General features: G+C 62.8%; 7 protein-coding genes. 5 read left to right on the forward strand and 2 right to left on the reverse strand.

Going from position 1 to position 5,658, the window contains the following annotated elements:
* Complete coding sequence (locus tag GY725_19125) at positions 1–342, reverse strand: TIGR02300 family protein (protein MCP4006299.1); 342 nt, start codon at positions 340–342, stop codon at positions 1–3.
* 370 nt (positions 343–712) lie between these two features.
* Here GY725_19125 and GY725_19130 point away from each other — a divergent pair, with 370 nt between their 5' ends.
* A complete protein-coding gene (locus tag GY725_19130) occupies positions 713–1,810 on the forward strand; it encodes a phosphotransferase family protein (GenBank protein MCP4006300.1) in 1,098 nt (365 codons plus the stop codon).
* Between the two features lie 10 nt (positions 1,811–1,820).
* On the opposite strand, the gene GY725_19135 is transcribed toward GY725_19130, so the two are convergent.
* Complete coding sequence (locus tag GY725_19135; GenBank protein MCP4006301.1) at positions 1,821–2,822, reverse strand: carbohydrate kinase family protein; 1,002 nt, start codon at positions 2,820–2,822, stop codon at positions 1,821–1,823.
* A 175-nt stretch (positions 2,823–2,997) separates the two neighbouring features.
* On the opposite strand from GY725_19135, the gene GY725_19140 reads away from it, so the two are divergent.
* The 4 genes from GY725_19140 to GY725_19155 form a co-directional block, all read left to right on the forward strand.
* Positions 2,998–3,675 (forward strand): hypothetical protein, encoded by a 678-nt coding sequence (locus tag GY725_19140; protein MCP4006302.1) that lies wholly within the window; start codon positions 2,998–3,000, stop codon positions 3,673–3,675.
* 66 nt (positions 3,676–3,741) lie between these two features.
* Positions 3,742–4,512, forward strand: a complete 771-nt coding sequence (locus tag GY725_19145) for an SDR family oxidoreductase (protein ID MCP4006303.1) — start codon at positions 3,742–3,744, stop codon at positions 4,510–4,512.
* Between the two features lie 14 nt (positions 4,513–4,526).
* Complete coding sequence (locus GY725_19150; protein ID MCP4006304.1) at positions 4,527–5,462, forward strand: hypothetical protein; 936 nt, start codon at positions 4,527–4,529, stop codon at positions 5,460–5,462.
* A gap of 78 nt (positions 5,463–5,540) precedes the next feature.
* Positions 5,541–5,658 (forward strand): acyl-CoA dehydrogenase family protein (locus GY725_19155; protein MCP4006305.1); only part of this gene is annotated, 118 nt, incomplete at its 3' end.

A 5,658-nucleotide genomic window follows, 5' to 3' on the forward strand; every position in this document is an offset into this window, starting at 1 on the left:
CTAGTCGTCGTCGTTGCTGATCGGAACTCCGTCGGGGTCGGCTTCGTTCAGATTGATCTCGTCGGTCTTTTCGGACTCGACCGGGATCTGCTCGACCTCATCGTCGTCCAGAGAGGGGAGCTTCGCGCTCTTCTTCGCCCTCTTGGTGGTCTTTTTCGCGGCCTTCTTGGTCGTCTTCTTGCGCGTGGACTTTCGCTTCGGCTTCTCGAAGAGCGGCGACTCGCGCTGATCGGCCTGACACTTGGGGCAGAGGGGTTCGGGCTTGTTCAGGTCATAAAACTTGACCGAGCACGAATAACAGACCCACTTCTTGCCCAGTTCCGCCTTCTGGGCGGCATCCATGCTCCCGGTTCCCCTGACCATTGGCTCCCCTCAACGTCGTTTCCCCGCTAATGAGCGCCGGGGCGGAGGGTCATATACCACTCCCTATGGATACGGCAAGCGTCCAGACGGCCTGGCGCAGCGCTCGGCGCGCCAGGCCGTCTGGAAATCACTTCGAAAATTTCGAGAATGCGACAGGATCTCATCAACATTTTCGGCCACTTACGCCAGGTATCTCGCCTGGCACGCGAGTCGAATGAGGAAAGGTTTCAGAATCCGGCAGTTGGCGCGATTATACTGCGCCACCATGAGCCACTCGCAGCCAAGAACCGAAGCCCCAGAAGCAGCATTCCAGTCTTTCCCGCAACGCGACCGGCGCGGCTAACCCGCCGTGCCACTGCCATCGAATCGAAATCTGGCTGAACTGCGCGGCTTGCTGAGTTCCTGGCTTGCGTCGCGTCTGCCAGAAGGAGCGGACGTCTCGATATCGCAACTCGAGATCCCGGCGGCCTCGGGCATGTCGAGTGAAACGCTGCTCTTTGACGCGAGTTGGACAGAGCAGGGCGAACGTCGTCAGGGGGCCTATGTCGCGCGCTTGAGTCCCGACATGTCCAACTACCCCGCGTTTCCCAGCTACGACCTGGAACTGCAATATCGCTGCTTGAACCTGGTGCGCGAACACAGCGCGGTGCCGGTGCCCGAGACTCCGTGGCTCGAACTCGATGAGTCGAAGCTGGGTTCGCCCTTTTTCGTGATGGAGAAGATCGAAGGCCTGGTCCCACCGGATATGCCGCCCTACGTATTCGCCGGTTGGGTGCTCGAGGCGACTCCCGAGCAGCGCGCGAAGCTGCAACGCGAATCCATCGCCCTCCTGGCGGGTCTGCACGGCATCGATCTGGCGGGCGTCGACGTGAGTTTTCTGGAACGACCCGATAAGGGCAAGACGGCGTTGGATCAGCACCTGGGACACGAACGCGCCTACTACGAATGGGCGCGCGAGGGTGTGGACTACCCGATCATCGAACGCACCTTCGAGTGGCTGCATGCGAACCGGCCCGCGCAAGAGGATCCTCCGGTCCTGAACTGGGGCGATGCGCGCATCGGCAATTTGATGTATCGCGACTTCAGACCGGTGGCCGCCTTCGACTGGGAAATGGCGGCGCTCGGCGCACCCGAAGCCGATCTGGCCTGGATGCAGTTCATGCACGCCTTCTTCCAGGAGATGGCAGAAGCCGCCGGGCAGGCCGGTATTCCCGGCTTCATGGAGCGCACCGAGGTTGCGACCACCTACGAGGAACTCTCCGGTCGCACGGTGAAGAACCTGGACTACTACGAGGTCTTCGCCGCGTTGCGCTGGGGCAGCATCTCGATCCGCACCTCGGCTCGCGCGGTTGCGGTCGGGCATATGGAAAAGCCCGACACTCCGGAGGGTTTGATCATGTGCCGCGGCATGCTCGAACGCATGATCGACGGCAGCTACTGGAGCTGAGCCGGACCGGTTACCCGATCGCGTCCGCCAGGTTTGGAACCAGCGCGCGGATCCTCTCGCGGGCCCGATCCGGGTCGAGGGGTAGACCGCCGACCTGTTCACAACACGCCGCCCCGCAGGCATTGCCCAGGCGAAGCGCATCGCTCCAGTCCAGATCGCGGGCCATCCCGTACAGCACTCCTCCCAGGAAGGCATCGCCCGCGCCGGTGGGATCGACGACCTCGGCCGCAAAGCCCGCGACCGTCTGGGTCTGTCCGTCGTTCTGGATCAATGCGCCGCGCTCGCCGAGCGTCAGGATCACCGCATTGCATCCGAATGCGTCCGCCATCTGCAGTACCTGCTTTTCGGGTTCGCCCGGTTGCGCCAGTCCGACCAGCGAGTTGGCAGAGGCTTTCAGGATATCGGTGGCGTGCAATACCCGCTGCAGATCCGCTTCCGAGCCGAGTACAGGGATCGCACCGTCTATCGCGACATCCAGATCGAGCACGGTACGCGCGCCGAATTCATGCGCGAGTTCGAAACTGCGCAACACACTGATGAGCGGAACCTGGGATACCTCGCCGGTCACGATGCGCGCGCGCCGCAACAGACCCAGGTGTCGGGATTCGATCTCACCCGGCGTCAATTCGGCCGTGGCTCCGCGAGCCATGTAGATCGCGCGCTGTCCGCGATCGTCGACGTACACGCGCGAAAACGATGAACTGCTTCCCGACAGATCCAGCGATTGCTCGATGCCCAGGCGATCCAGGCCGGCGCGCAAAAAGGCACCGGGCTCGTCATCGCCCTGCTTGCCGAAGATGCCGACCGACAGGCCGAGCAGCGACGCCCAACTCAAATGGTTGATGCACACTCCGCCGACCAGGCGCTGCGCGGCGGGTCGCTCCGCCGACTGGTGCACGACGATCTTGCCGTCGGCGCCCAGCAAACTCGGAACATAGGAGATTTCGTCGACCACCATGCTGCCGGTGCCCACGGCGTCCAGCGACTTCGATTGTGAATCAGAGGCGAGCATTGTTCACCGTGATGTCGAAGCGTCGCTTCGAGTCTGCATCCTTCGGCGACACTCTAGACCGTCGGACGACGTAGGGCACATCCAGTTCCCGACGCGTCTTGTGACTCGCGCATCGGTTGAAGAGCAGCGTTCAGGCTCCGATACAAGGGAATCCCAGGATCCTTCGGAGACCGCTGTGAGCCAGCAATCGCAAGACGAAACGCACGACACTTCCGCGCCCGAGAGTATCATCGCCGCGGTGCGCGAAGCCTGTGTGAAGCGCGAATCGGCGCTGATCGTGTCGGTCAGCATGGGCGCCTCACACAAGGCGTGCTTCGTTACCGCCACAGACGAAGACGTGAGTCTGGAGTTCGAGGATCCGGAATCCGGTCAGAGCTTCCATCCGCAAGCGCTCGCGCTGGTGGTCTTTCAGCACGCTCAGCGCACCAAGGCTTTCATAACTGGCGTGAGGAAGGTCGAAACTCGCGGAACTTCTCGCGTCTATTTGCGCCCACCCGCAGGTGCCTTGAGCATCAATGGTCGCTCGATCGTGCGCGTGCCACTGCACGACGACCACGGTCTCGAGGTGCGTGTGATCTGCGGCGGAGCATCCGTGATCGGAGCGCATCCGGTCGATATCAGCGAAGCCGGCATCCAGATTCACTTCGATGAGTTCTGCGACCCGGACCTGGAAATCGGTGAAGTCGTCGAACTGGAACTGGTGCGCGAAGAAGAGTCCGTCCGGCTCGATGCGCTGATCCGAAGGCGCGACAAGTCGACCTATGGCTTCTCGTTCCCCTGCTGCATGGACAATGGCGATCTCGTGCCCCCGCGCGAACTCCGGAACCTGGTCGCGCGCGTTCAGGGACAGTAGGGCGGGTTCCCACCAAGGCGAAGGCTCTGTCTGCGAAAAACTCTCTTCGAGAGTAGGATGGCGCAGATGTCTGAGGATCTGTTCGACCTGAAAGATAGAGTTGTGCTCGTGACCGGAGGCAGTCGCGGCCTTGGCCGGGCCATGGTCCTGGCCTTCGCGCGAAACGGTGCAAATGTGCTCATCGCGAGCCGCAAACAGGAGGCCTGCGATGCGCTGGCCGCCGAGGTCCGCGAGGAAACCGGCCGCGAGGCACTGGGGATCGCCTGTCACGTGGGCCATTGGGAGCAATGCGATGCCCTCGCCGATACCGCCTATGAGCGGTTTGGCCGGGTCGACGTGCTGGTGAACAACGCCGGACTGTCGCCCCTGTACAAGTCGCTGGTGGACGTGAGCGAGGAACTCTACGACAAGGTCTTCGATGTGAATCTCAAGGGCGCCTTCCGCCTGTCGTCCTTGATCGGCACGCGTATGGCCGAAGGCGAAGGCGGCTCGATCATCAACGTGAGCAGCGTGGCGGCGGTGCAGCCCACGCCCAATGAGTTGCCCTACGGTGCAGCCAAGGCGGGACTCAACGCGATCACGCTCGGCATGGCGCGCGCGTTCGCGCCCAGAGTTCGGGTCAACTGCATCATGCCGGGTCCCTTTCTCACCGACATCAGCAAGGCCTGGGATCTGGAAGCCTTCGAGAAGCACGCGAAGCTGGGCATTCCGCTGCAACGCGGCGGACAGCCCGACGAGATCGTCGGCGCCGCGCTCTATCTGGCCAGTGACGCGTCGAGTTTCACGACGGGCGCCATCTTGAAGATCGACGGCGGCGCGGTTTTTCCGGCCGCCTGAGGAGGAGAACAGAGATGAAGTGGTTGCGCAGGCTCGCGATCGCGGTTGGCGTTCTGGCCGTACTCGGCTACGCGGGCTGGAGTTACCTGACGGCGCCTGAAACCGTTCCGGAAACCTCGAGCTACGAGCTGGACCTGTCCGAAGTGCGAAGGCTGGCCAGTTCCATTCCCGGGGCGAAGCCGCTGCGCTTGAACGAAGAACTCGTCGCCCAGGCCAATCTGCCGCGCGGCGCGGTGTTCGCGGGTGAAGCGTGGGATGACCACCCGATGGTGCATCGCGCGTTCCAGATCGTCTATGCGGATCGCAGCTGGATCGTCGACGTCACCATGGGCGAAAAGGCGCTGCGAGGCATGTCGGGCGATGCGCTGTTCTACGCCGATGCTTTCCAGAGCGTCTTGAGCGCGCTGGGGCGGGCCGAAGGTATCGTCTTCACGCACGAGCACATCGACCACATCCAGGGGCTGGCCCTGCATCCGAACCCCGACAAGCTCGCGAGCCGCGTGCGTTTTGCCGCCGCGCAATCGGCCAATGCCTCGGAGATGGACTCTTCCCAGATTCCTGGCGTTCTGCGCGAAACTCAGCCACTGGATTCCGCACGCTACCTGGCCCTGGCGCCGGGACTGGTCGCGATCGAAGCGGCGGGCCACACACCGGGCAGCCAGATCATCTATGTGGGCCTGGCGAGCGGGCGCGAGTTTCTCCTGCTGGGTGACGTCGCCTGGCATCAGCGCCAGATTGACGAGTTGATCTATCGACCTCGCCTGACGACGGACCTGATACTGGGCGAAGACCGGGCCGCGGTCCTCGCCCAGTTCCGCACATTGCACACCCTGAAGCAGACCGGACAGATCGAGTACGTGGTCTCTCACGATGTCGATCAGCGTTTGCGGCAACTCGCCGCGGGCCTGTACGGAGCGCATTTCGAGCGCACGGCGGGCGCGGGCGATTGAGGACGTTGCACCGGATCGTGGGTTTCCACGAAGAAGCACCGGAGCGGGTACGGCTAGCCCGCCAGAGGAGGGACTGAGTTGCGCAGAGAGATTTTTTCCGACGAACACCTGGAGTTTCGCCAACAGTTCCAGCGTTTTGTGAAAGCAGAGGTCGAGCCCCATATCGGCGAGTGGAACGAGGCCGGGATCACGCCGC

Source organism: bacterium (assembly GCA_024226335.1).
Taxonomy (GTDB): Bacteria; Myxococcota_A; UBA9160; order SZUA-336; family SZUA-336; genus JAAELY01.